At 68.8% G+C, this 23,047-nt stretch carries 26 protein-coding genes; 16 read left to right on the top strand and 10 right to left on the bottom strand.

The window, feature by feature from the left end; genetic code table 11:
- Positions 1-314 precede the first annotated feature (314 nt).
- Positions 315-470: a hypothetical protein gene (locus BLU81_RS49315; RefSeq protein WP_092549807.1), complete on the top strand. Its 156-nt coding sequence runs from the start codon at positions 315-317 to the stop codon at positions 468-470.
- A gap of 134 nt (positions 471-604) precedes the next feature.
- A complete protein-coding gene (locus BLU81_RS48700; RefSeq protein WP_197686006.1) occupies positions 605-1,048 on the top strand; it encodes a peptidase inhibitor family I36 protein in 444 nt (147 codons plus the stop codon).
- 377 nt (positions 1,049-1,425) lie between these two features.
- On the opposite strand, the gene BLU81_RS32255 is transcribed toward BLU81_RS48700, so the two are convergent.
- The gene (locus BLU81_RS32255) at positions 1,426-1,797 is read right to left on the bottom strand and encodes a nuclear transport factor 2 family protein (RefSeq protein ID WP_092549801.1); all 372 of its coding nucleotides are present in this window, start codon (positions 1,795-1,797) and stop codon (positions 1,426-1,428) included.
- Positions 1,794-3,923, bottom strand: a complete 2,130-nt coding sequence (locus BLU81_RS32250; RefSeq protein WP_197686005.1) for an MMPL family transporter — start codon at positions 3,921-3,923, stop codon at positions 1,794-1,796. The genes BLU81_RS32255 and BLU81_RS32250 overlap by 4 nt, the downstream gene beginning before the upstream one ends.
- An 87-nt stretch (positions 3,924-4,010) precedes the next feature.
- Here BLU81_RS32250 and BLU81_RS32245 point away from each other — a divergent pair, with 87 nt between their 5' ends.
- Complete coding sequence (locus BLU81_RS32245; protein ID WP_197686004.1) at positions 4,011-4,583, top strand: TetR/AcrR family transcriptional regulator; 573 nt, start codon at positions 4,011-4,013, stop codon at positions 4,581-4,583.
- A gap of 260 nt (positions 4,584-4,843) precedes the next feature.
- Here the strand turns inward: BLU81_RS32245 and BLU81_RS32240 are convergent, their stop codons facing one another.
- Positions 4,844-5,041 carry a hypothetical protein gene (locus BLU81_RS32240; RefSeq protein WP_092549798.1) on the bottom strand — a complete coding sequence of 66 codons (198 nt, stop codon included), beginning with the start codon at positions 5,039-5,041 and terminating at the stop codon, positions 4,844-4,846.
- 345 nt (positions 5,042-5,386) lie between these two features.
- Positions 5,387-6,130, bottom strand: coding sequence for an LPXTG cell wall anchor domain-containing protein (locus tag BLU81_RS32235; RefSeq protein ID WP_092557945.1), 744 nt, complete (start codon positions 6,128-6,130; stop codon positions 5,387-5,389).
- Between the two features lie 117 nt (positions 6,131-6,247).
- On the opposite strand from BLU81_RS32235, the gene BLU81_RS32230 reads away from it, so the two are divergent.
- Entirely contained in the window at positions 6,248-7,234 is a 987-nt protein-coding gene (locus tag BLU81_RS32230) for a MerR family transcriptional regulator (protein ID WP_092549795.1), read from the top strand.
- Between the two features lie 138 nt (positions 7,235-7,372).
- Here BLU81_RS32230 and BLU81_RS32225 read toward each other — a convergent pair whose 3' ends face one another.
- On the bottom strand, positions 7,373-8,044 hold the full coding sequence (locus BLU81_RS32225; protein WP_092549792.1) for an NAD(P)-dependent oxidoreductase: 672 nt from the start codon (positions 8,042-8,044) through the stop codon (positions 7,373-7,375).
- 334 nt (positions 8,045-8,378) lie between these two features.
- On the opposite strand from BLU81_RS32225, the gene BLU81_RS32220 reads away from it, so the two are divergent.
- Positions 8,379-8,819: a hypothetical protein gene (locus BLU81_RS32220; RefSeq protein ID WP_157751860.1), complete on the top strand. Its 441-nt coding sequence runs from the start codon at positions 8,379-8,381 to the stop codon at positions 8,817-8,819.
- Here the strand turns inward: BLU81_RS32220 and BLU81_RS32215 are convergent.
- Entirely contained in the window at positions 8,813-9,559 is a 747-nt protein-coding gene (locus BLU81_RS32215) for a L,D-transpeptidase family protein (RefSeq protein ID WP_231953611.1), read from the bottom strand. The genes BLU81_RS32220 and BLU81_RS32215 overlap by 7 nt on opposite strands.
- Positions 9,560-9,669: 110 nt before the next feature.
- Between BLU81_RS32215 and BLU81_RS32210 the strand changes: the two genes are divergently transcribed.
- Together BLU81_RS32210 and BLU81_RS32205 are read left to right on the top strand one after the other, a co-directional pair.
- Positions 9,670-10,266, top strand: a complete 597-nt coding sequence (locus tag BLU81_RS32210; protein ID WP_092549786.1) for a CGNR zinc finger domain-containing protein — start codon at positions 9,670-9,672, stop codon at positions 10,264-10,266.
- A gap of 54 nt (positions 10,267-10,320) precedes the next feature.
- Positions 10,321-11,091, top strand: a complete 771-nt coding sequence (locus BLU81_RS32205) for a zf-HC2 domain-containing protein (RefSeq protein ID WP_092549783.1) — start codon at positions 10,321-10,323, stop codon at positions 11,089-11,091.
- 4 nt (positions 11,092-11,095) lie between these two features.
- Here BLU81_RS32205 and BLU81_RS32200 read toward each other — a convergent pair whose 3' ends face one another.
- From BLU81_RS32200 to BLU81_RS32190, 3 genes are all read right to left on the bottom strand, one after another.
- Positions 11,096-11,329 (bottom strand): hypothetical protein, encoded by a 234-nt coding sequence (locus BLU81_RS32200; RefSeq protein WP_092549780.1) that lies wholly within the window; start codon positions 11,327-11,329, stop codon positions 11,096-11,098.
- A gap of 53 nt (positions 11,330-11,382) precedes the next feature.
- Positions 11,383-11,832 (bottom strand): large conductance mechanosensitive channel protein MscL, encoded by a 450-nt coding sequence (mscL, locus tag BLU81_RS32195; RefSeq protein WP_092557941.1) that lies wholly within the window; start codon positions 11,830-11,832, stop codon positions 11,383-11,385.
- Between the two features lie 93 nt (positions 11,833-11,925).
- Entirely contained in the window at positions 11,926-12,279 is a 354-nt protein-coding gene (locus BLU81_RS32190; RefSeq protein WP_092549777.1) for an STAS domain-containing protein, read from the bottom strand.
- Positions 12,280-12,443: 164 nt separating this feature from the next.
- Here BLU81_RS32190 and BLU81_RS32185 point away from each other — a divergent pair, with 164 nt between their 5' ends.
- The 9 genes from BLU81_RS32185 to BLU81_RS32145 all read left to right on the top strand — a co-directional run bounded on the left by BLU81_RS32185 (position 12,444) and on the right by BLU81_RS32145 (position 20,848).
- Entirely contained in the window at positions 12,444-13,280 is an 837-nt protein-coding gene (locus BLU81_RS32185; protein ID WP_092549774.1) for an STAS domain-containing protein, read from the top strand.
- Position 13,281: 1 nt separating this feature from the next.
- Entirely contained in the window at positions 13,282-13,707 is a 426-nt protein-coding gene (locus tag BLU81_RS32180) for an STAS domain-containing protein (protein ID WP_092549771.1), read from the top strand.
- The gene (locus tag BLU81_RS32175; protein WP_092549768.1) at positions 13,704-14,108 is read left to right on the top strand and encodes an ATP-binding protein; all 405 of its coding nucleotides are present in this window, start codon (positions 13,704-13,706) and stop codon (positions 14,106-14,108) included. Before BLU81_RS32180 ends, BLU81_RS32175 begins: the two co-directional genes overlap by 4 nt.
- On the top strand, positions 14,105-15,133 hold the full coding sequence (locus BLU81_RS32170; protein WP_092557939.1) for an ATP-binding SpoIIE family protein phosphatase: 1,029 nt from the start codon (positions 14,105-14,107) through the stop codon (positions 15,131-15,133). Before BLU81_RS32175 ends, BLU81_RS32170 begins: the two co-directional genes overlap by 4 nt.
- Positions 15,134-15,146: 13 nt before the next feature.
- Entirely contained in the window at positions 15,147-16,490 is a 1,344-nt protein-coding gene (locus tag BLU81_RS32165) for a sensor histidine kinase (RefSeq protein ID WP_092549765.1), read from the top strand.
- Entirely contained in the window at positions 16,487-18,046 is a 1,560-nt protein-coding gene (locus BLU81_RS32160) for a fused response regulator/phosphatase (RefSeq protein WP_092549762.1), read from the top strand. The genes BLU81_RS32165 and BLU81_RS32160 overlap by 4 nt, the downstream gene beginning before the upstream one ends.
- Positions 18,047-18,120: 74 nt before the next feature.
- Positions 18,121-18,657, top strand: coding sequence for a PadR family transcriptional regulator (locus tag BLU81_RS32155; protein ID WP_092549759.1), 537 nt, complete (start codon positions 18,121-18,123; stop codon positions 18,655-18,657).
- Positions 18,654-19,343: an ABC transporter ATP-binding protein gene (locus BLU81_RS32150; RefSeq protein WP_092549756.1), complete on the top strand. Its 690-nt coding sequence runs from the start codon at positions 18,654-18,656 to the stop codon at positions 19,341-19,343. Before BLU81_RS32155 ends, BLU81_RS32150 begins: the two co-directional genes overlap by 4 nt.
- Positions 19,340-20,848: an FtsX-like permease family protein gene (locus tag BLU81_RS32145; protein ID WP_092549753.1), complete on the top strand. Its 1,509-nt coding sequence runs from the start codon at positions 19,340-19,342 to the stop codon at positions 20,846-20,848. Before BLU81_RS32150 ends, BLU81_RS32145 begins: the two co-directional genes overlap by 4 nt.
- A 109-nt stretch (positions 20,849-20,957) precedes the next feature.
- On the opposite strand, the gene BLU81_RS32140 is transcribed toward BLU81_RS32145, so the two are convergent.
- Positions 20,958-23,021: a S9 family peptidase gene (locus BLU81_RS32140; RefSeq protein WP_092549750.1), complete on the bottom strand. Its 2,064-nt coding sequence runs from the start codon at positions 23,019-23,021 to the stop codon at positions 20,958-20,960.
- Positions 23,022-23,047: the final 26 nt, after the last annotated feature.

Below are 23,047 nucleotides of genomic sequence, written 5' to 3'. Positions count from 1 at the left end.
GGTGTACTCCACGAATACGAGCATGCCGCCTGAGCTGCTCGAACGTATTTTCGGCAGGCCGAACGCTGCCCAACCGAAGATGCGGCGCACCGGCTGCCGAAGATGCCGAGGTTGCCGTCCCGGTGGGCAGACTACGAAGCGGTCATGACAACCTGCTCTGACGCGCTATCCGCTCCCGCCACGCCGAAGGCGGCCCGCCCCAGCCCGACCTTGTCGAGCGGTAGTACGGGCTAACCATCGACCGGATTAGCTTTCGGTCATGTCGGGTACAGGGCGGTCGGCGGGAGACACCCGCCGACGAAACGGAGCAATTCATGCTGGTCCTGGGGCTTATCCTCCTGCTGTTGGGCATCTTCCTCAAGGTGTCGATCCTCTACACGATCGGCATCGTTCTCCTGGTCATCGGTGCTGTCCTCTGGATCCTCGGTGCCGTCGGCCGCCCCGTCGGTGGCCGAAAAGTCTGGTTCTAGGCTTTACCTGCTTATCAACGCCGAAAAGGGCGCCCCTCGTCAAGCGGGCGCCCTTTCGCGCACCCGGACTTTCGGCAGTTCGGACGTATTGGCAACGCCCGACATACGTCAAGGTCAACGGCGTCTGGCGGAACGTGTACCGCGCGATCGACCAGTACAGCCAGGTCATCGACGTGTTGCTGTCTGCCCTGTACCTGCCGAGAAGATGTCCGCGCAGATCAGGCGGCATGTTCGTACTCATGAAGTACACCACCGAGGCGGTCGCGTCGACGGATGTCGAGTCGGGTGAGCCGGTCCGGGTCTGCATCTATCAGGACGTCAATCTGACGGTCAGCGTCCTCATCGTCTACAGCGGCGTGCATAACTTCCTGCCGGGCTGGCACTTCTACAACGGCCACGCCGCCAACGACGCCGCTTCCTCGATCATCAACAACACTGGCTCTGACGTCCGGGTCACCGCGGACTTCAACGCCCAGGGCGCCAGCACGTGGCTGTTGTCCGGCCAGCGGATCAACTTCGATGGCTTGGGCGGTCGTTTGAAGAATGACACCATGTCCTTCATCAGGGTCGCTTCGTAGCAGCAGCCACCCGGACCGAGCAAACGCATGAACTGTGGACTACTCCGCGAGCAGCCTGGCTTCGAATCGCCTTCCGGGTCCTGGCCAGACAAACCTGGACTGGGCGAGAGATGAGCCGATTATTGTCTTCGATTGAATACCTGGGCAGTACCGGCTCGCCGGTACTGACCAGGTCAGTTTCCGGGCTGTAAAGCAGCGGCCATCGGGAGGTGCAGTGGCCCAGCTGATCTCGGCGATCGCCGGCAAGCAGGAGGCGATGGACGCGTTCGTCCGCCTCAACTCCGGCGTGACCTCACCGGCCGAGTTCTTCGCCCTGGAGAGCATCGGCCACCTCCTCAGCTCAACGCTGTCGCCCCGGCCGCTCACGGCCGGGGCGATCATGCGGGGGAGATCTGCGCCGCGACGATCCGCCAGCCCTCTTTTTCCTGGTACGTCCACGTGCGCGCGTATCTCAGCCGGGCCGCGAACGGTTCGCCGCCGAACGTGCCGGTGACCGAGCACAGGGCGAAGGTCGCACCGGTCGTTCCCGCGACGACGAAGGCCAGATCCTCCTCGACCAGGGTGTCGATCTTCGAGGTGCCAGCGCGGTAGGCGTCCAGGTCGTCGGACTTGCGGAACCTGGTCCCGTCCGGCCCGATCGCGACCAGGCGGTCGTCGAGCAGCAGGTCGAGCGCGTTCACGTCGCCGTCACGCTGGGCCTGCTGCAGCCGCCGCTCCGCATCGAGCAACTCGGTCCGGTGTTCGCTCATGGTGTTCTCCGGTGGTCTGTGCCGACGGTCTGTCCCGGCGACCATATGCCGGGCCACCAGTTGGCCCGGCCGGCGAGGCGCATCAGGGCCGGGACCAGGATGGCGCGGATCACGGTGGCATCGACGAGGATGGCGACGGCGATGCCTACGCCGACCATCTGGAGGTACATCACGTCGCCGGTGGCGTAGAGGGCGAACGACACAGCCAGGATGGTGGCGGCCGCGGTGATTAGCGGTGCGCTGCGTTGCAGGCCGTCCAGCACGGCGCGGGTGTTGTCACCGGTGGCGTCGTAACGTTCCTTGATACGGGAGAGCAGGAAGACCTCGTAGTCCATGGAGAGGCCGTAGGCGACGCAGAACATCAGGATTGGGAATGCCGGGTCCAGGGTGCCGATCGGGGTGAAGCCGAGAACCGGAGCGAGGAAGCCGTTCTGGAAGACGGTGACCAGCACGCCGAACATGACCGAGAGGCTGAGCAGGTTGAGGATCGTGGCCTTGATCGGAATGAGCAGGCTTCGGGACATCGCGAACAGCACGGCGAACGAGATGGTCAGCAGCACCACGGCGACCAGCGGGATGCGGCCGGTGAGCATGGCCCGGAAGTCGGTCAGTTCGGCGGGGTAGCCGCCGACCAGCACACCGCCCGGTGGGGCGGGGACCGCGCGGACCGCGGCCACCAGGGCGGGGGTCTCGGTTCCGGCGAGGACGTCGCGGGTGGGAACGGCCTCGAGGCGGGTCCCGGCGGGCCCGGCGAGACGTGCCGGATCAGGGACGTCGCCGGTACGGGTACCCGCGTCGAAAATCCCGTTCACAGCATTGACCTGGGCGATACCGGGCACCCGGGACACTGCGGCGGCGTAGTCGGCCACATCGGTCGTGGCGGTCACGAGGTGCAGGGCGTCCTGTGGTTCCTGGGGGAATCCGGCGCGCATCACGTCGTACGTCTGTCTGGTCGAGGCGCTCGGTGGTAGCACCCGGTCGTCGGGCAGGCCGAGGCGCAGGCTCAGGGCCGGGGCCGCGAGGACGGCAACGATCAGCAGGCCGACGACGGTGGCCAGGATCGGGCGGCGCATCACGAGTCCGCCGGTGCGGGTCCAGAAGCCGTCGGTGCGGGGCGGCGGCGGGTTGCGGCGGAGCGCGCGGGTGCCGAGGGTGGCCAGGGCGGCCGGCAGGATGGTGAGGGCTCCGGCCACGGCCAGCGCGACGACGAGGATTCCGGCGTAGGCGAACGACCGGAGGAACGCGAACGGGAACAGCAGCAGCGCTGACAGGGAGGCGGCGACGGTCAGTCCACTGAAGACGACGGTGCGGCCCGCGGTGCGTACCGTCGTGGTGATCGCGGCCGGCACGGACACGCCTGCGGTGAGTTCCTCGCGGAAGCGTGCGATGACGAACAGGCTGTAGTCGATGCCCAGGCCGACGCCCATGACCAGGGTGATGTTGGCCGCGAACGTCGCCACCTCGGTGTACCCGGCGAGAATCCGCAGCCCGGCGAGGGTGCCGATGACGGCGAACAGGCCGATGCCGAGGGTGAGCAGGGCGAGGCGGAATCGCCGGTAGAGCAGCACCAGCAGGACCATCATGACCGGAACGATCAGCTCCTCGGCGCGCAGGAAGTCCCGGGTGGCCTGCTGGCTGACCTGCCCGGAGACGGCTTCGGCGCCGCCGATGTCGACCCGGATCACCCCGGTGTCGCGGGTGTAGGCGGGCAGGATCCGCTCCCGGATCTGCAGGCGCGCGCTGGTGGCGTCGCCGGTGACGTGCGCGAGGATCAGCCCGTGCCGGCCGTCCTCGCTGCGCATCGTCGGATCGCCGCCCCGCGACCAGTAGGACCAGACGTCCAGCACCGACGGCTCGCTGCCCAACTCGTCGGCGACGAGGCCCGCTGCCGTGGCCACCGCGGGGTCGTCGACCGCACCGGTGACCAGCAGAACGAGGTTGGCGTTGCCGGTGCCGTAGTCGCGTTCCAGCAGTTCCTGCACCTGGACGGACTCGCTGCCGGGTGCCTCCCAGCGGCTCAGGACGAGGACGTTCATCGCTCCGGCGGCCACTGCGGCGAGGCCGACGGTCAAGGCCACGGCGAGCAGCAGAATCAGGCGACGATGACGGAAGAGCACAGGAATCACCCCTGGTAGGCTCCCGGGATTACGAGCGACTGCTCGTAAAACGCAGAATACGAGCGATCGCTCGTATTCGTCAATGGACGGTGCGCGGTGGTCAGACGGCAGGTTCGCGGCGAACGCCGGATCGGCGACATCCTGGACGCGGCCCTCACCCTGTTCGCCGAGGCCGGCTACGACAGGACGTCCACCAATGCGATCGCCGCCCGGGCCGGCATGTCGCCCGGGTCGCTCTACCAGTACTTCTCCAACAAGGAGGCGATCGCCGAGGCGCTGTCCCGGCGACTGCTGGAGGAACTGCGCGAGGCGCACGCGACTGCCTTCGACGCCACCTCGGCCGCCGAGTTGCCGCTGGCCGACCTGGTCTCCCGGGTGGTGGACCCGCTTGTCGCCTTCCACGTCGCGAACCCGGGCGCCAAGGTGCTGATCGGTGACCGGGGCCAGCCCCTGCATGACGGCGTCACGGATCGGGTCGCCGTCCTCCTCCGGGAGCGGGCGCCGGAGTTGCCCGACGACGCCGTGCAGCGCACGTCGACGGTCACGGTGCAGATCGTCGCCGCCCTGATGGGCTCGATCGTGGCTGCCGCCGAGCCGGAGCGCGAAGCCCTGGCCCAGGAGTTGAAACGTGCCCTGACCGGCTACCTGAGCCTGGTGGGCGGCATTTAAGCCGTCGCGGTGCTGCAGGCCGGCGCGCGACTAGGTAACCGTTGCCACCTGCAACAGCGGCTCTTACGGGGATGGCCACGTCTATGTGGCGCGGACAGAACTGCATGAGGACGGCATGACCGGATTGTGCTTATGGCAGTCGATGGACACTGAGATGGCCAGGCCCTAACTGGGATGACACTCCCCGCCGTTATGGGTCTCGTCGTGCTGCTCGGCCGGCTGTGTGCCGTACCCGGCGGCCTTGATCTAAAAGATTGAACCTAGTGGCCGAACGACTCGATCTCCGTGGTTACGCCGTTGACGGGGGTCTTGCCGGTTGGTACGGGCAGGGCGCCCAGCCCTTTGCCGGTGGTGGTGAGCTGCTGCAGCATCGCGAGGTGCTTGTCGATCAGGTGGGCTCGCTCGGGGGCGGTGCCCATGTGATGGTTGAGGCCGTTCGCGGTCGGGGAGACGACCACGAAGCCGGTCCGCGGCAGGGCACGGGCGAGATAGCCGTAACCGCGGTTGTTCGGGTAGGGCTTGACGCCGGCGGGGCACGGCCAGGTCCGAATGTCTGAACAGTGTCAGATTCGAGGCGGGTCAGCGGTGTTTGTGGGGGCCGTGGACGCCGAGGTGGGTGACGATGAAGCTGTGGTCGTAATTGACTCCGTACTTCATGACGCGGTCGACTCCGAGGTGGAGCAGACCTCCGCAGAGATGACCGGAACAGTCGACCTCATCCTCAACGGAGTGCTACCCCGGCGATGAGTGCCCCGCAATCGCCGGGCGAGTGGGCCGGGTCCTCGGACCCGGCCCGGTGAAGGCTATGCCACGAAGCGGGAACGACGGCGGCGGCCGATCAGGTAGCCGGCACCGCCCAGGAGAAGAAGTGCACCGCCGACGCCAGCCACGATCCCGGTGTCAGCGCCGGTCAGGGGCAGTTCGCCGTCCTCGCCACCACCGGGGGTGTCCGTGCTGGCGGAGGCGGTGGGAACCGGTGTGGCGGTCGATGTCGCACTGGGCGTGACGCTGGCCGTGGCGCTCGCCGAGGGGCTGGCCGTGGCGCTCGCCGAGGGCGAGGGCTGCGCCGCGCAGTCGAGCGCACGTGCGACGTACAGGCCCTCGTTCAGGAAGGCCAGGGAGACGTCGATGCCTCCGTCGTTGAGAGCCTTCTGCGCGGCCGCCTGCACGTTGGTGCCGGCGTCGACCGTCGTGCGGCCGACCGCGATCCGCAGATCCACCGTCCAGGCGGAATACATGCTCTTCTTGAGGAACGCCCGCAGGTCTTCCTCGGTGCCGTCCAGCCGCTCCTGCATCGCGCGCGACAGCACCGGCAACGACTCGGCTTTCGTCGCGGCCAGGATCTGGTTGGCGAGGACCCGGACCTCTGTATCGGTGGCGGTGTCCAGGTCGATGGTGACCAGCGTGCGGATGTCCTTGAAGAGCTTGCGCTCGACCGTCTGGCAATCCGCGTCGAGCCCGGGCGTCACGGCCTGTGCTGCCGCGGGTGCCGCGGGTATCAGCAAGGCCAGCGCCATCAGGACGCCGGCTGAGATCTGTCGTCGCATGTGGATCTTCTCCCCGTTGAAAGCCAAAGCCCGGAGATACTACCGTCGATGGCCTGACGAGCAAGATGAAGTTTGTGGGCTTGCACCTCAAGTGGGTTGAGATCGCATAGTGGGCCGGTGGGCATGAGTGAGCTTTATGGCATCGGGGACGTTGCTCGGCGGGTCGGGCTGAGTGTCAGTGCTGTGCGGTATTACGCGGATGCCGGGGTCGTCGCTCCGGTGGCCAGCCGGGCGGGTGGGCACCGGCTCTATGACGTGTCGGGGATCGCTCGGCTGGAGCTGGTTCGGACGTTGCGGGAGCTCGGTGCGGGGCTGGAGGACATCCGGCGGGTGCTGGGTGGGGAAGCGACGCTGCGCGAGCTGGCCGCCGCTCACCTCGCTCTGCTGGAGCGGCAGGAGGCTCGGTTGCGTAGTCGCCGGGCGGTGCTGTCGGTCATTCTGCGGCAGGATTCCACGGCTGAGCAGGTCACGCTGATGCACAAGCTGGTCGGCATGGCGGATGACGAGCGCGACCGGCTGATCGACGACTTCTGGAGCGAGGTCACCGCTGGCTGGGAGCCGCCGGAGCGGATGGTCGAGTGGTGGCGGGCGGCTCGTCCGGAGTTGCCGGAGCAGCCGGTCGCGGCTCAGCTGGAGGCTTGGATCGAGCTGGCGGAACTGGTCGGGGACACCGAGGTTCGGCAGGCCGTCCGGCGTGAGCTGGTCGAGGCGTGCACCACCGGGGTCGGGCCATTGATGTCGTCGGCACCCATGCTGGACCGGCTGGAAGCGGGGGCGTCGGTCGGGCAGGCGGTGGTGGACGCGGCCCGGGACCAGACGTCGCCGGACTCGGCGCGGGGGCGGGAGGTCGCTGACCAGTGGATGGACTGGTTGACCGGCGTTTTCGCCACACCGGACGATCCGGGGATTCCGGACACGCCCGAGTTTCGGATCCAGACAGCTGACCACATGCTGGCCGGGGCGGAGTGGGAGCGTACGCCGCCGGAGGGGCCGTTCGATCGGTACATGGAGCTGGTCACGGCCGTCAACAACCTGCCACCCGATCAGTTTCCGTACGAGTGGCTGGCCGATGCGCTGCGCGCGTCCGTCCGCCCGGTGGGGTGAGTGGCCGTTGTCGCTTATCTGGACCCGGACGCGTATCGCCGGGCGTTGGTCACCGACTCCTGGACCAGTCACAGCACCGTGGTCGCGACCTCGGCGGGGACGCCGACGACACGACAGCGGTGTCCACCGAACGGTAGGTCAGTATGCGATCGAGACCGTGCGGTGAACGGTGCTCGGATCATCGATCATGGCCAACATGTGCGATGCCACGTCGGCGCGTGAGATGAACATCGCGCTCCGGACATTGACGTCGAAGGCTGTCCGGTAACGGCGGCGCAGTCGTGTTTCGAGCAGTCGCGGCGGCCGGGACACGGTCCAGGCCAGATCGCTGTCGCGCAGGATGTCCTCCATGACGGCCAGATCGAGGTAGTGGCGCCGGAACAGCTTCTTCGCCACAGGGGCGATGAGGTGCCGCATGACGACCCCGTCGCCGGGATTGTGCCGGGGCGGATCAGGCCGCCCCGGCGAGGCCACCGTGCCCACCGATGCGGCACTGACCACGATCAGACGGCGTACGCCGGTGGCCGTCATCGCTTCCACGACGGCCCGGGTTCCGATGGAGGCGACACCGGTCTCGGCCGCGGTGGGCGCACCCAGCGCGGACAGGACGGCGTCGGCACCGGCGACGGCGTCCTCGAGCAGGCCGGCCTGCGGTAGCGCCAGGTCACATCGGACCACTCGAGCCGGTGTGCTGCCGAGCCGCTGCGGGTTTCGCACGACAGCGGTGACCTCGTGTCCGGCGGCCAGAGACTGATTCAAGAGATGGCGGCCGATCCCGCCGGTGGCCGCCACCACCACTATTTTGGACATGATCGGTACGATATGTTCACCGGTCAATGCGGGCTCATGCCGCTGAGGGCTGCCTGGATCCACAGGATCGAGGCGCAGGCGATTCCCGGGAAAGTCAGGACGGCGAAGGCCGCCGGCGCTGGACGGAGATCCAGAACCCGCCCTCCACCGGAAGGTGGAGAACGATTCGCCCGCGGGTAAGAGGAGACGCGAGCCCGTTACCTGTGGCCGGGGTCGGACCGGGAGTATCCGGGCTGATCCGGTGAATCGGCTAAATACCCACCGACAGTGTGTATTCGCTGTGCGTGCGAGGCCCGTTCGTGCCAGGGTTCTGGGGACAGAAAAGGAGAATGTGTTGTCGGTTTACGACCCTGGACAGCTCATGGCCGGTTTCCGGTCGATGAGTATGTTGACCGGTCTCGTGGAACGTGGCGGCCGGCCCGCTGCGGTCAGCCCCACGATTCCGCTCCGATCAGGGGAGAAGCAGTACGGCTGGTTCCCGGTCGACGTGACCGGCGCCGGTCGCCGGCTCGCGGTGGTCACCAGCGAGCGGTTGATCCTGGGCGGCGAGGAGTTCCGGCTGCGGTCGGTGACCAGCCTGCGGCCCCGGCCCGGTGACTGGGCGCTCACGCTGGACGTCCGGGACGGGCGCTCGGTGGAGATCACCGGCCCGTGGGTGCCGTGGCTGGGCGTGGTGCTCTGCTCCGAGATCCACGGTGCCGCCTGGCCGCCCGGTTACGCCCCGGTGATCCCGGCTCCTCGCCGCCGGCGGGAGCTGGTGGACGCCGGTCAGTAGACCCAGACCCTGGTCTTCAACGGGATGGCGTCGTTCTTCCACATCCAGTTCATCGCCGCCACCGTGACCCGCGCGCAGCCGTGCGAGGCCGGATAGGGCGGCACACTGGGGGCACCGTGCACGGCGATGCCACCGTTGAAGTACTTCGGGCGCCAGAGCAGGCCGAGCGGGGCGTCCCGCCAGCCGTCGATCTGACGGCCCACCGTGAACCTTCCCCGTGGGGTGTCGGCCAGGTACGTCTGCCCGTCGTGCTCGTAGTACTCGTTCGAGCCGGTGGACGTGTTGAAGACCTGGCCGACCCGCCCGTCCTCGACCACCAGGAGCAGTTGCCGCTTCAGGTCGATCTCGATGAGCTTTCCACTGGTGGAGCGGGCCTCCGGTCGTACGCCCCGGTCCAAGGCTTTCCAGGTTTTGGGTCCGACCGTGCCGTCCCGGCGGAGGCCGGCTGCCTTCTGCAGCGCATAGACGGCCTGCTGAGTGGTCCCGCCGAACCTCCCGTCGGCTGTGCCGTTCCAGTAGCCCAGCTCGGTGAGACGCTCCTGCAACTGCACCACGACGTCGCTCTTGGCGCCGTGCCGCAGTTTCTCCGGGCGCTGCGGCAGGACGGGAGCGGGAGTCGCGGGCGTGGGCACGAGGGTCGACACCGAGGGTGACGGAGCTGCTTCCGGAACAGGAGTTTGATCCGTGTCACAGGCAGCCAGAAGCATCGCCGTGATCGTGACCACCAGAACTCTGCGCACAGGTCGAGTCTAGAGAGACATTCACCACTGTCCACCGATGAACAGGCCGCTTCCACTCGGCAGGGTGGTGCTCCGACGCTGGAGGAAAAAGAGCCGAGTAGGCTTTGGCTATGTCATGGAAGGCCAGCGCGCGGCACGGCGTGCGGGAGGCGCCGAATGGGTTCGCCCTCGTCCAGGAGTTGCTCAACACGAGAGCGGCGATGTCCTACGCTCCTGACCTGCTGGCCACCACCGACGACGCCCAGTGGTGGGTGACCGAGACGCTCGGTCTCTGGTCCCGGGTCTCCGGCCTGCCGGCGCCGACTCTGCTGCTCTCCGCCTCCGACCTGCGGTCGATGCGCCGGCTGCGGGGTGCCTTCGAGCAGGTGGTGGTGGCCGGTCCACAGCCGGAGCCGGACGACATGCTCCCCCCGGCCGACGTGCAGGTGAGCCTGGTGCCGGACGGGACGGGCTGGGTGCGGGTGGTGCCGACCGGCCGGGGTGTCCGGTGGCTGGCGTCGGCGCTCTGGTCCGAGGCCCTGCTCGCCCAGCAGGCCGGGCTCTGGCCCCGGCTGAAACTCTGCAACAACCAGGCCTGCCGGGCCGCGTTCTTCGACACCTCCCGCAACAACAGCGGGGTCTGGCACGACGTCAGCACCTGCGGAAACACGGCCAACCTGCGTGCGTTCCGGGAGCGGCGCCGCAACCTCGACCACGACCAGCCCTGATTCTTGTGCCGCCCCGACTGGAACTCCTCGGCGTTCTCGGGCGACTATCGGTACATGGCATGTGAGCGGTGGCGCGAGATGCTCTCCGCGCAGCTGGACGGCGAGGACGACCCGATACTGCGCCCCCTGGTCGACGAACACCTGGACGGGTGCGCCGGCTGCCGGGAGTGGCTGGACCGGGCCGCCGCGGTGAACCGGCTGACGCTGACCGCCCCGGTGCCCGAGGTGCCGGACCTCAGCGCCGCGATCCTGGCCGCGCTGCCGCCTGCACCGCGGCGCCGGCGGATTCCGGTGGCGGCCCTGCTCTACCTGGCTCTGGCCCTGGTCGGGGCGGTGCAGTTGATCCTGGGCCTGACCCAGGTCGGCGGCGGGGTGAGTGCCGGGCATGCGCACAACGGGCTGGGTGCGACCCAGGGGCATCTCTGGCACGAGTCGGCGGCGTGGAACGTCGCGGTCGGCGCCGGTTACCTCTTCATCGGGTTGCGCCGCAACCGGCCGACCGGGCTGGTGCCGATGCTGACCGCCTTCGTGGCGATGCTGCTGCTGATCTCGGTCACCGACCTCACCGGCGGCCGGGTCGATGTCGGGCGGCTCGTCGGCCACGGCTTCGTGTTCGTGGGGTACCTGCTGGTGGTGGCGCTGGCCCGGGGTGTCGGCGGGTCCGGTGCGCCGCCCGGTGCCCGGGTGAGCGCGGGCTGGCGGGCGCGATTCGACAGCGCCGAGGTCGCCGAGGCCGAGGAGGTCGAGGCGCGGCCGGGGTTGCGCCTGCTGCCGCCGCTGGGCCCGCTGACCGCCCGGCTTCGCGAAGACGACCGGGCCGCCTGAGACGTCATCGCTGGGACGGGCGGACCGACAGCTCACGCCACTCGTCGGGACCGGCCAGCAGGGAGCGGACCATGTCGAGGGCGGCGTCCTCGCTGTCGTACTCGAAGAAGTGTGAGGCGCCGTCGGAACCACCGGCGCGCTGCTCGACATACCACTGGTCGCCGCTTGTCCGTAAGTAGACGTCCTTGCGGGCTATTCGGCCCCACTTGCCGTTCCACCAGTGCTTACGCTGCTCCATCCCGGCACTGTATCGAACATGTGTTCGAACGGTGCCGGGAGGGCGGATCTTTTTTAGCTCGGCGGGTCGCTGCGGTAGACCTGGCCGGGGGCCTGTCCGGGAATCTGGCCGCCGGTCTGGTTCTGGGCCAGCAGCAGGTCGCGGATCTCGGTGAGCAGCTGGACCTCTTCGCTGGGGGCCTTCGGCGGCGGCTCTTCGCCACGGCGGCGACGCTCGGCCAGCCGGTTCAGCGGCATCACGACGAAGAAGTAGAGGACCGCGGCGGTCATCAGGAAGGTGATCAGGGTGTTGATGAACGCTGCGTAGGTGAACTCGATGCCCTTGGCGGGTGAGAGTGAACCAGCGAGCGCACCGGTGCCGCCGGAGATCCACTTGATCAGCGGCTCGAGGAACGACTTGGTGAAGCTGGTGACGACCGCGGTGAAGGCAGTACCGATCACGACGCCGACCGCTAGGTCGACGACGTTGCCGCGCATGATGAAGTCTTTGAAGCCTTGGAACATCTGTTTCACGGGCACTCCCGAGGGCCGGATATGAAAGGTCCGGCGACGGAGGTGCCCGTCACCGGTCGACGACAAACTACGCCGACCGGTGCCTCAGTCGAGGGCAGGCTCCTCGGCGGCGACCGCCTCGTCCACCGTCGGGTAGGTGTGCAGCACCTCGACGAGACCGCTCACTTCAAGGATGCGGAGCACCCCTCGCTGCGGTGCGGCCAGGCGGACCGTGCCGCCGGCGTCGTCAGTGCTGTTCTTCGCGCGCACGAAGACCGAGAGACCGGTCGAGTCGCAGAAGGACACCTCAGCGAGGTCGAAGACCAGGCGGGTCCGGCCCTTCTCCAGCAGGTCACTGATCTGATCCTGCAGCTGGGGGGCGGTAGCCATGTCGAGCTCGCCCGCGACCGACACGACCACCATGTCGTCGCGCTGTTCCGTTTGTACCGTCAGGGACATTCGCCGACCTCCAGTTATTGCTGCACGGTACTCCACACACCCGGTGGCGCGCAGAACGGGACGGGCCTTTGAGCCGCGTCCGTTATTTGACTTACAGCAACTAATGAACCCCCTGATGGTAAAGTCCGGCCGTTGTGAACGATCGTGCGGTTGGAGGAGCAGCGATGTCGCTGAGTCAGGACGAGGCGAATCGCTTCGCCCACCTGCTGTCGGACCATGCGGAGCCGATGGCGGCCCGCTGGACCGAGCTGGTCGGCGCGGGTCTGCGGGGCCGTCTGAGCAGTGCCGAGTTACGGAGGCAGACCGCCGATCTACAGCGCGCCTTCCAGCAGGCGTTCGCGGCCGGTGCCACCAACGTGAGCGACCGGGCCGCCGACGAATTGCGGGCCCAGCTCAGTGAGCTGTCCACCAACCGGGCCCGGCAGGGCTTCACCGCCACCGAGACCGCGGTCAGCGTCTACGCCCTCAAGGAGGCGACGCTGGAGGTCCTCGGTGACCAGGGTGACGTCGCCGTCCTGCGTGACTATGTAGCCTTCTCCAACTTCGTCGATCAGGCCGCGCTGTTCACCTTCGACAGCTACGTCAAGGTCCGCGAGTCGCTCATCGCCGACCAGGCCGAGCAGCTGCTCGAGCTCTCCACCCCGGTGGTCAAGCTGTGGGAGGGCGTGGTGGCCGTCCCGCTGGTCGGCACCCTCGACTCGGCCCGCGCCCAGGTGGTGATGGAGCGCCTGCTGCAGACCCTGGTGGACACCGGCTCGCCGTACGCGATCATCGACATCACCGGTGTGCCAGCGGTCGACACCCAGGTCGCCCAGCACATCCTCAAGACCGTGGTGGCCGCTCGCCTGATGGGCGCCGACTGCATCATCTCCGGCATCCGCCCGCAGATCGCACAGACCATCGTCGCGCTCGGCATCGAGTTCGGTGACATCGCGACCAAGGCGTCCCTGGCCGACGCGTTGCGCCATGTGATCAGCAAGAACAAGCGGGCGGGCCGCTGACGTGGAGCGCGTCCCGGTTCTGAAGATCGGTGACATCCTGCTGGTCTCCATCCAGATCGACATGGAGGACCAGGTCGCCCTGCAGTTGCAGGAGGATCTCGCTGACAAGATCGTCGCGACCAGCACGCATGGCGTGATCATCGACATCAGCGCGCTCGACATCGTCGATTCGTTCGTGGGCCGGACACTCGCCACCATCGCCTCGGTCTCCCGGGTGCTGGACGCCGAGACCGTGGTGGTCGGCATGCGCCCGGCGGTGGCGATCACCCTGGTCGAGCTGGGGCTGTCGCTGCCCGGCATCCGGACGGCGCTCAACGTCGAACTGGGCATCGCGATGCTCGGCACCCGAGAGCGCGACGTTCTGCTCGACGACGAGGACGACGAGGACGAGGGCGAGCCCGATCAGTCAGCGGTAATCAGGTCGTGAGCGACGAGAGCCAGCGCCTCCCGGTCGAGAGCGATCGGGACGTGGTCCGGGTCCGGCAGGCGGTGCGGACCGTCGCGGTGGCGGTGAAGCTGTCCCTGGTGGATCAGACGAAGATCGTCACTGCGGCGAGTGAGCTGGCCCGGAACACGCTGGTCTACGGTGGTGGCGGCGAGGTCGAGGTGGCTCTCGTGCACAACGATCGCCGGGCCGGCATTCGGATCGTCTTCGCCGACCAGGGCCCCGGCATCGTCGACCTGGGTCTGGCCCTCACCGATGGGTACACCACCGGCGGTGGCCTCGGTCTCGGGCTCAGTGGCGCACGTCGCCTGGTCGACGAGTTCGACATCGATACCGAACCGGGTAAGGGAACGACCATTACGATCGTCAAGTGGTGCCGATGAGTGGAGGCGCAGTGGCGTCCGTACCCGAAGGGCTCCTTGATGGTGGGGTCTGGTTCCGGGTGGAGGAAGCCGGGTCGGCCTCTGCTGTCCGTCGTGCCTCCGAACACCTCGCGGCCGAGCTGGCGATGCCCGACAGGCGGATCGCGGACCTGGCGATAGTCGCCACCGAGGCAGCCGGCAACCTGGTCAAACACGCAGATCAAGGCGGCATTCTGGTACGAACGGTGCGCGCCGCCGACCAGGCCGGCGTCGAACTGATCATGATCGACAGCGGTCCCGGGATGGCTGACGTGCAGCGGTCCATCGGCGACGGGCACTCCACCGCCGGGACCCTCGGGATCGGGCTCGGGGCGATCGTGCGCCAGGCCAGCCGGTGGGACCTGCACTCGGTGCCGGGCAAGGGCACCGTGATGGCCGTGCAGGTGTGGCCGGCCGCCGCGCCCGAACCGGTGTGGGGAGCGGGGCTGACCCGGCCGATCACCGGCGAGACGGCCTGTGGGGACGCGTGGGCGGTCCGCGAGGTCGACGGTCGGCGGCAGATGTTGCTCTGCGACGGGCTCGGTCACGGCGGGCTGGCCGCGGCGGCCTCGCACGAGGCGGTCCGGGTGTTCCGCGACGCACCGGCCGTACCGCCCGCTCAGATCGTCGAGATCCTGCACCGCGCCCTGAATCACACACGTGGCGCCGCACTCGCCGTCGCCGAACCGGATCCGCAAGCCGGGGTGGTCCGCTACGCGGGCCTCGGGAACATCTCCGGAGTCGTGCTGGGGCCGGACGGCAGCCGCCGGGGCATGGTCTCGATGCCCGGCATCGCCGGACATCAACGGCGCCAGGTGCGGGAGTACGACTACACGCTGCTCCCGGGCGCGACCGTGGTGATGCACAGTGACGGTCTGGTCGAGCGGTGGAACCTGGGCGACTATCCGGGCCTGCTCAGCCATGGCCCCGAGGTGATCGCCGGGACCGTGCTGCGCGACGCGGGGACCCGCCGGGACGACGCCGGTGTGCTGGTGGCCCGATTCTGATGACCGCGTTCTCATGACCGCCGAACCGCTGATGCGCATGCGCCTGCGGGTCGAGCAGGACATCTTCGTGGTGCGTCAGCTGGGCCGGGAGGTAGCTCGTTCGCTCGGCCTGGAGGCACAGGATCAGACTCGGGTGGCGACTGCGCTCAGTGAGGTGTGCCGGGTGCTGCTCGCCGGGGGCCGGGAAACCGACGTCACGTTCGCGGTCGATCCGAACGGGGTAACTTCGCTCAGCGTAACGATGACGTACCCGGTGACCGGGCAGGCCAGTCAACTTGCTGGGAAGTTGCAGCAAGTCGGCCGCCTGGTCGACACGATGGAGGTCGACGATGATGGGACTGCAACGATTGTCCGGATGTCCCGGCGGTTGCCTGTCGGGGCTGCTCGGCTGACCCGGGCTCGCATGGACGAGATACGCGCCGGACTGGCCCAGCACGTGCCGAGCACCCCACTGGACGAGCTCGCGGTGCAGAACCAGCAGCTCATCCTCGCGCTCGACGAGGTGCGGGCGCAACGCGACGAGCTGGCCCGCCTCAACGACGAACTCGAAGAGACCAACCGCGGTGTGATGGCTCTCTACAACCAGCTCTCCGAAGAGCTGGAGGAGACCAACCGGGGTGTGGTCGCGCTCTACGCCGAACTCGACGACAAGTCAGCGCAACTGCGGGCCGCCAGCGAGGCGAAGAGCCGGTTCCTGGCCAACGTCAGCCACGAGCTGCGGGCCCCGGTCACCGCCATCATCGGGCTCGGCCGGCTGCTGACCGACTCCGGCTCCGATGACCTCACCTCCGAGCAGGACCGGCAGGTGGAACTCATCCGTACCTCAGCGAGCGATCTATTGACCCTGGTCAATGGACTGCTGGACCTGGCCAAGGCGGAGGCCGGGCGGATCGAGCCGACCTGGGCCGAGGTGGACCTCAAAGCGATGTTCGGGCAGCTGCGCGGCACGCTGCGGCCGCTCGCGACCCGTCCCGAGGTGGACTTCGTGGTGGAGGAACCGGGGCTGCCGGTGTTCCGGTCCGATGAGGTGCTGCTCGCCCAGATCCTGCGCAACCTGCTCACCAACGCGATCAAGTTCACCGAGTCCGGCTCAGTGCGGCTCAGCGTGCGGCCGGTCAGCGGCGACGCCGAGTTCGTGGTCGCGGACACCGGCTTCGGCATCCCGCCCGAGCTGCACGAACGCGTCTTCGAGGAGTTCTATCAGGTGCCCGGCAGCAAACCGGTGAGCGGTCGGGGCACCGGCCTCGGCCTGCCCTACGCCCGGCGGCTGGCCGGCATCCTCGGCGGTGCCCTGCGAGTCGACTCCACACCCGGCGCGGGCAGCACCTTCACCCTGCGTCTGCCGATCACGTCATGATCGATCCGCGGACTCCGGCCACCCTCCTCGTCGTCGACGACAGTGCGACCAAGCGGTACCTGCTGGTGAGCTGGCTCAGCCGGGCCGGTTTCACGGTGCACGAGGCGGAGACCGGCGGCGAGGCCCTGGACCGCCTGCTCGAACTCGAGGTCGACCTGGTCGTCCTGGACGTGAAGCTGCCCGACATGAACGGGTTCGAGGTCTGCGAGAGGATCAAGACCGATTCCCGGTACGGGGTACTGCCGGTGATCCACGTGTCCGCCCATGCCGTGGACGTGGTCGATCGTGCGCAGGGACTCAACCGGGGTGCCGACGCGTACCTGGTCGAACCGATCGAACCGGACGAGCTGATCGCCACCGTCCAGGCGGTGCTCCGCTACTACCGGGCCCGTCGGCGGGCCGAACTGCTCGCCGAGCGGATGGTCAAACTCGCCGAGGCCACCCTGGCGATCAACTCGGCCCCCGCCCTGCCGGCCCTGCTGACAGCGGCGGCCGAGGGCGCCCGGGCGATCTTCGGCGTGCCGGTGGCGGTGGTCGCGGAGACCTCCGAAGGCGAGAGCCTGGCCGCGACGGTCGTCGAGGACACCAGCCCGGTCACCGTACGCCGGTGGGCGGTCTCCGGGCCTCCGGTCACCGTCGGTTCACTGGTGCGCAGTGACGAGCCGGCCGACTGGGACGTCATCGACTGGCCCGTCGACGAGACGGTCGTCGCGGTCGCGGCGGCCCGGCTCCGGGTCGACCGGCCGCCGGTCTACGTCGCCGTGCCGGGCCGGTCGCAGACCCCCGGATTCCCGGTGCTGCGGCAGCTCTCCCAGGCGGTCGGGGCGGCCGTCGAAGCACAGCGTTCCTACGACGACGAGCACCGGGTCGCGGTCACCCTGCAGCGCAGCCTGCTGCAGTCCCGCCTGCCCGAAGTGCCCGGACTGAACATGGGCGTGCTCTACGAACCGGCCGGCGCGCAGACCGAGGTGGGCGGCGACTTCTACGAACTGACCGAAGTCGGCGACCAGCTCCTGGTGGCGATCGGGGACGTGGCCGGCCACTCGCTGCACGCGGCGACGGTGATGGCGGAGATCCGGCACGCGGTCCGCGCCTACGCCATCGAAGGCCATTCGCCGGGCGAGGTCCTGGAACTGGTCAACCGTTTCATGCGGGCGGTGCTGCCGACCGAGTCGGCGACCGTGTGCCTGTTGACCCTGGACCCGGCGACCGGCCGCATCCGGATGGCGTCGGCCGGCCACCTGCCCCCGCTGGTGCACGCCGACGGCAAGGTGCGTTTCCTGGAACCGCGCGGCGCCCTGCTCGGCATCACCGCACCACGCCGGGCCGAGGTGGAGTTCGTCCTACCACCTGGCGGAACCCTGATCCTCTACACCGACGGCCTGATCGAACGCCGCGACGCCGACATCGACGAGGGCCTGCAAGCCCTGGCCGCCTGCGCCGCCGAGGTGGAGCCGGACCTGAACGCGTTCTGCCGCCGCCTGCACACCCGGCTGTCCGGCACCGGCGACCAGGCTGACGACATCGCCGTGGTCGCCGTCCGCCGCACCCTCTGATCGCATCCGGTTCGCGCCGGTGTCGCTCATCGATGGCTTGACGGCAGCTATTCACTGAGTGAATAGTAGCGGCCATGTCCACGGCGCATGTGTTGCTGGGGTTGCTCGCCGCCGGTCCGCGGCATGGTTACGACCTCAAACGGGTCCACGACGAGCGGCTTCCACAGGCCAAACCACTGGCGTTCGGCCAGGTCTACGCCACTCTCGGGCGGCTGGAGCGGGACGGCTTCGTCGAGCAGTCCGGTCAAGAGCGGGAGAGTGGCCCGGAGCGTACGACGTTTTCGCTCACCGTCTCCGGCCGGGAGCGGCTCGATCACTGGCTGGCCGAGGTGGAGCCGCCCGCCCCGCACCTGAGCAGTGTGCTGTTCAGCAAGGTGGTCGTCGCGCTGGTGGCGGCCGACGCCGACCGGGCCCGGCACTACCTGACCGCGCAGCGGACCGCCCACGTCGCCCGGATGCGGGAGCTGACCGCGGTCAAGACCTCGCCCGGAGCCTCGGTCGGTGACGTCATCGCCGCCGACTACGCCATCGGGCATCTCGATGCCGACCTGCGGTGGCTCAGAACCACCATGGAACGGGTCGCCGAGCTACACAAGGAAGTGACGTCATGACGGTTCCTCTGCTCAGCGGCACAGGGATGACCAAGAACTACGGCGTGACACCGGCACTTCGCGGTGTCGACGTCGCGATCGCACCGGGCGAGATCGTCGCGGTGACCGGGCCGAGCGGCTGCGGGAAATCGACGCTACTGCACTGCCTGGCCGGGATCATGCCCCTCGACCGGGGCACTGTCGTCTACCGCGAACAGGACATCGGACTGTGGTCCGAGGCCGGACGGTCGCGGTTGCGGCGTACCGAGTTCGGGGTGCTCTTCCAGTTCGGCCAGCTCGTGCCAGAACTGACCGCCGCGGAGAACGTCGCGCTGCCCCTGCTTCTCGGTGGCACCGGGCGGCGGCCGGCGCGGGCCGCGGCACTGTCCTGGCTGGATCGGCTCGGGGTGGCCGACATGGCCGACAAACAGCCGGGCGCCATGTCAGGCGGGCAGCAGCAGCGCTGTGCGGTGGCCCGCGCCATGATCACCGAGCCGAGGGTGCTCTTCGCCGACGAGCCGACCGGGGCGCTGGACCAGCTCAGCGGCGAGCAGGTGCTGGCCGCGATCATCAACACGGTGCGCGACCACGGCACAGCGGTGATGCTGGTGACGCACGAGGCGACCGTGGCGGCGTACGCGGACCGGGAGATCGTGCTGCGGGACGGTGCCGTCGACCCGACCGGCCTCGGTGTGGGTGTGCGGTGAGAGCGGGCATCCTGGTGCGGCTCAGCCTGGCCGGCGGCCGTACCGACACGCTGCGTACCCTGCTGACCGGAGCCAGTGCGGCGCTCGCCACCGCGACTCTGCTCGCCGCCGCCACGGTCGCGTCGATCCGCGGTGGTGAGTGGGTGATCGACGGCGACGGGAACTCGACGATGGCCCCCGGTGTCGAGCAGTACACGAGCCCGCTGCTCCAGGAGGCCGGTCTGCGTCCCGGGGTGGTTCTGGCGCTTCTTCTGCTGACCCTGCCGGTACTGGCCCTGGCCGGGCAGTGCGGCCGGCTCGGTGCGCCGGCCCGGGACCGTCGGCTGGCCGCTATCCGTCTCGCCGGTGCCACTCCGGGGCAGGCGGTGCTGATCGCCGTCGCCGAGACGGTGGTGTCGAGCCTTCTCGGGTCGCTCGCCGGTCTCGGCGTCTACCTCGGGATCCGGCGGCTGCTGCACGATCCGGGTCCGGACGGGACCCTGCCGTTGCCGACCGACGTACTGCCCTCGCCGGTGCTGATGGCGATGACGGTCGCGGTGGTGCCGGTGCTGGCCGGGGCGATCGGGGTGCTCCTGATGCGTGGTGTGGTGATGACCCCGTTCGGGGTGGTCCGGCACGAGCGGAAGCGTGGGCCGCGCCCCTGGCCGGGTGCTGCCGTCCTGGTCGGGATAGGCCTGGTCAACCTGGCACTGTGGATCGAGGACCGGTTCGACGTACCGGACACGGCCGTCGGTGTGTCCCTGCTGAGCGGGGTGGTTCTGGTGATGGCCGGGGTGGTGCTCGGCACCGGGTGGATCTCCCACACGGCGGGCCGCCTGCTGCACCGGTTCGGGCGCGGGCCGACGACCCTGCTGGCCGGGCGGCGGATGACAGCCGATCCGTGGAACGGCAGCCGAACCATGAGCGCGCTGCTCGGAGCCGCGGTGATCGGCGGGATCGCGGCCGGTTACCACGCCTACTTCCAGACCCAGGCGCGGGCCGAGAACAGGTTGAACACGATGATGGGTTACCCGCAGCCACCGGCCGAGATGTCGGAATTCTATGTCGGGGCGGTACGGCTGGTGCTGCTGGCGGTCGGGGTCGGAGTGGCCGTGTCGGCGGCCGGGATGCTGGTCGCGCTGGCCGAGAGCATCATGGCCCGGCGGCGCACCTTCGCCGCGCTGACCGCGGCCGGCACCCCCGGCCGGACCCTGGCCGGCTCGCTGCTGTGGCAGACCGTGACGCCGCTGATCCCGGCGTTCGTCCTGGCGGTCGGCTCAGGGCTGCTGCTGACGCGGTCGGTCTACTCCGAGGTGTCGGTGGGTGGCGGCGCGGTGGAGACGTGTGCCGGGCCGGGGGACTGCGTACGGACGGTGGATCCGGTGGTGATCATCGGTGTTCCGGTGCCGTGGGAGCAGTTGGCCCTGCTCAGCGGCGGTGGTCTGCTGGCCGTGCTGCTGGTGGCCGGGGTGGGGGCGCTGGTGCTGCGGGGCAGTGTCGCCGCGGAGGAGATCCGGGTCGCCTGAAGCCTTGCGCCCGCATCCGCCCGGATGCGGGCGCGACGGCCCGGTGTCTCGCCCGCGTCGCAGGTTGATCGCGGTGCTTTACCTACTCGTACCGGAAAAGGGTCTTGCCTTAGACCGCGCCGATCACGTCCAGCGCCCACGCCAGGTTGAAGGCCTCTTCCTTCCAGGCGTCGTAGCGGCCGCTCGGGCCGGCGTGACCGGCGCCCATCTCGGTCTTGAGCAGGTAGGTGCCGTCCGGGGCGGTCGACCGCAGCCGGGCGATCCATTTGGCCGGCTCGTGGTAGAGCACGCGAGTGTCGTTGAGGCTGGTCACCGCGAGGATCTTGGGGTAGACCAGCTTGGCGACGTTCTCATACGGGCTGTAGGACTTCATGTACGCGTAGACCTCGGCCGAGTCGAGCGGGTTGCCCCACTCCTCCCACTCGGTGACCGTCAGCGGCAGGGACGGGTCGAGGATCGAGGTCAGCGGGTCGACGAACGGGACCTCGGCCAGGATCCCGGCGAACGCCTCCGGCGCCAGGTTGGCGATCGCGCCCATCAGCAGGCCACCGGCCGAACCGCCGCGGGCCACCAGCCGCGACGCCGACGTCCAGCGGGTGCGGACCAGGGCCTCGGCGGCCGCGACGAAGTCGGTGAACGTGTTGCGCTTGGTGAGCATCTTGCCCTGCTCGTACCACTGCCGGCCCATCTCGCCGCCGCCGCGCACGTGCGCGATCGCGAAGACGACACCACGGTCCAGCAGGGACAGCCGGGCGATCGAGAAGTACGGGTCGACCGAGTGCTCGTAGGAGCCGTAACCGTAGATCAGCGCCGGTGCCGAGCCGTCCCGTTGGACACCCTTGCGGGCCACGATCGAGATCGGGATCCGGGTGCCGTCGCCGGCCGTCGCCCACTCGCGGAACTGCTCGTAGTCGTCCGGCTGGTAACCGCCCAGCACCGGTTTCTGCTTACGCAGCGTCATTACCCGGGTGTTCAGGTCCATGTCGTAGACCGAGTCGGGGGTGAGCAGCGACGTGTACGACAGCCGGACCGAGGACGTGTCGTACTCCGGGTTGCCGCCCAGGCCGACGCTGTAGAGCGGCTCCGGGAACTCGACGTCGTGCGCCGCCGTGCTGCCGTCGATGAGCACCCGCAGGCCGGTCAGGCCGTCGCGCCGCAGCGAGACCACCAGGTGGCGGGCGAACGCGTCCACCGACTCCAGCCGGACACCCGGCTGGTGCGGGATCATCTCGATCCACTCGCCGGGGTGGTCCACCGAGGTCCAGGAGAGCGCGAAGTCCTCGGCCTGGTGGTTGTGCAGGATCAGGAATCGGTGGCCGTGATGCTCCACCGAGTATTCGACGCCCTGGCGACGCTCGGTGATCAGCGCCGGCTCGGCGGTCGGCCGGTCGGCCGGGATCACCCGCACTTCCGAGGTGATCTTGCTCTGCACGTCGATGACCAGGAATTTCTCACTGCGGGTCAGGTCGATGCCCACCCAGAAGCGCTCGTCCGGCTCCTCCAGGACCAGCGTGTTCTCGGTGGTGCCGACCGTGTGCCGCCACACGCGGTGCGGCCGCCACGCGTCGTCGACGGTGATGTAGAAGAGGGTGCTGTTGTCCGACGACCAGGCACTGCCGTAGAAGACGTCGGTCACCTCGTCGGCCAGCACCTCGCCGGTCGCCAGGTTGCGCACCCGCAGCGTGAACCGCTCGTCGCCGTCGAAGTCGGTCGAATAGGCCAGCCAGTTGCCGTCCGGGCTCACGTCGAAGGTGCCGAGCGCGAAGAAGTCATGCCCCTCGGCCAGTTCGTTGCCGTCGAGGATCACCTGCTCACCGGGCTTGTCGGCAGCCATCGGCGGGGCCGTCTCACCGGGGGCGACCGGGACGCGGCAATGAATCCCGTACTGCTTGCCCTCCTCGGTCCGGGTGTAATACCAGAAGCCGCCCTTGCGGGTCGGCACGGACAGGTCGGTCTCCTGAGTGCGAGCCTTGATCTCCTGGAAGACAGTCTCGCGCAGGCCCTCCAGATGCGCTGTCGCCTGGTCTGTCCAGGCGTTCTCCGCCTCCAGATGGGCGATGGTCGCCGGGTCGTCCTTGGTCATCAGCCAGGCGAACTCGTCGGTGACAGTGTCGCCGTGGAAAGTGCGCTCGGTGGGCGCCTGGCGAGCGGTGGGTGGGCCTTCAATCGTCACCCGAAACACGTTACAACCCGAATTTC

Source organism: Actinoplanes derwentensis, from assembly GCF_900104725.1.
GTDB classification, from domain to species: domain Bacteria; phylum Actinomycetota; class Actinomycetes; order Mycobacteriales; family Micromonosporaceae; genus Actinoplanes; species Actinoplanes derwentensis.
The sequence above is the reverse complement of the archived record's forward strand: the minus strand, read 5'-3'. Positions and strand labels throughout refer to the sequence as shown.

What these genes read in the sequence shown, in the direction of transcription:
- BLU81_RS49315 (WP_092549807.1), top strand. Translation starts at nt 315, where the DNA reads ATGCTGGTCCTGGGGCTTATCCTCCTGCTGTTGGGCATCTTCCTCAAG.
- BLU81_RS32255 (WP_092549801.1), bottom strand. Translation starts at nt 1,797, where the DNA reads ATGAGCGAACACCGGACCGAGTTGCTCGATGCGGAGCGGCGGCTGCAG.
- BLU81_RS32235 (WP_092557945.1), bottom strand. Translation starts at nt 6,130, where the DNA reads ATGCGACGACAGATCTCAGCCGGCGTCCTGATGGCGCTGGCCTTGCTG.
- BLU81_RS32225 (WP_092549792.1), bottom strand. Translation starts at nt 8,044, where the DNA reads ATGTCCAAAATAGTGGTGGTGGCGGCCACCGGCGGGATCGGCCGCCAT.
- BLU81_RS32210 (WP_092549786.1), top strand. Translation starts at nt 9,670, where the DNA reads ATGTCATGGAAGGCCAGCGCGCGGCACGGCGTGCGGGAGGCGCCGAAT.
- BLU81_RS32205 (WP_092549783.1), top strand. Translation starts at nt 10,321, where the DNA reads ATGGCATGTGAGCGGTGGCGCGAGATGCTCTCCGCGCAGCTGGACGGC.
- BLU81_RS32200 (WP_092549780.1), bottom strand. Translation starts at nt 11,329, where the DNA reads ATGGAGCAGCGTAAGCACTGGTGGAACGGCAAGTGGGGCCGAATAGCC.
- mscL (WP_092557941.1), bottom strand. Translation starts at nt 11,832, where the DNA reads ATGTTCCAAGGCTTCAAAGACTTCATCATGCGCGGCAACGTCGTCGAC.
- BLU81_RS32190 (WP_092549777.1), bottom strand. Translation starts at nt 12,279, where the DNA reads ATGTCCCTGACGGTACAAACGGAACAGCGCGACGACATGGTGGTCGTG.
- BLU81_RS32185 (WP_092549774.1), top strand. Translation starts at nt 12,444, where the DNA reads ATGTCGCTGAGTCAGGACGAGGCGAATCGCTTCGCCCACCTGCTGTCG.
- BLU81_RS32170 (WP_092557939.1), top strand. Translation starts at nt 14,105, where the DNA reads ATGAGTGGAGGCGCAGTGGCGTCCGTACCCGAAGGGCTCCTTGATGGT.
- BLU81_RS32165 (WP_092549765.1), top strand. Translation starts at nt 15,147, where the DNA reads ATGACCGCCGAACCGCTGATGCGCATGCGCCTGCGGGTCGAGCAGGAC.
- BLU81_RS32160 (WP_092549762.1), top strand. Translation starts at nt 16,487, where the DNA reads ATGATCGATCCGCGGACTCCGGCCACCCTCCTCGTCGTCGACGACAGT.
- BLU81_RS32155 (WP_092549759.1), top strand. Translation starts at nt 18,121, where the DNA reads ATGTCCACGGCGCATGTGTTGCTGGGGTTGCTCGCCGCCGGTCCGCGG.
- BLU81_RS32150 (WP_092549756.1), top strand. Translation starts at nt 18,654, where the DNA reads ATGACGGTTCCTCTGCTCAGCGGCACAGGGATGACCAAGAACTACGGC.